Annotated in this window: 1 protein-coding gene; it reads left to right on the forward strand. The window is 71.5% G+C overall.

All coding sequences use genetic code 11. The features are described 5' to 3' along the window. Nucleotides 1–283 (forward strand): Trp biosynthesis-associated membrane protein (locus AB4Z43_RS33555; protein WP_441941022.1); only part of this gene is annotated, 283 nt, incomplete at its 5' end. Nucleotides 284–368: the final 85 nt, after the last annotated feature.

The raw sequence follows: 368 nt of genomic DNA on the forward strand, positions 1-368 counted from the left end.
GGTCCTCGCTGATCCCCTGGCCGCGGCCCAGGGATCAATCGCGGCCGCCACCGGGGTCTCGGGCGGCAGCGCGGACGTGAGCGTCAGCGCCTTCCCGGTGCTCGCCGTCGTCGCCGGTTCCCTGCTGGCTGTCTGCGGCCTGCTGGTGGTTCCGGCCGGGCGGTACTGGAAGTCCCGCACCAAGTACGACGCCGCGGCGGCGGGCCCCGCGCGGGAGCAGACCGGACCGGTGGACGAGATCGACAGCTGGGACAGGCTCTCCCGGGGCGATGACCCCACCTGAGTCCGCGGGTCACGCAAGCCACGCGCCCCGGCAGCGATGCCGAAGGCCGCGGCAAAAAATGGCAGAATGTAAGCAGTATTGATCC

This window comes from Mesorhizobium sp. 2RAF45 (genome assembly GCF_052115225.1).
GTDB lineage: Bacteria > Pseudomonadota > Alphaproteobacteria > Rhizobiales > Rhizobiaceae > Mesorhizobium > Mesorhizobium jarvisii.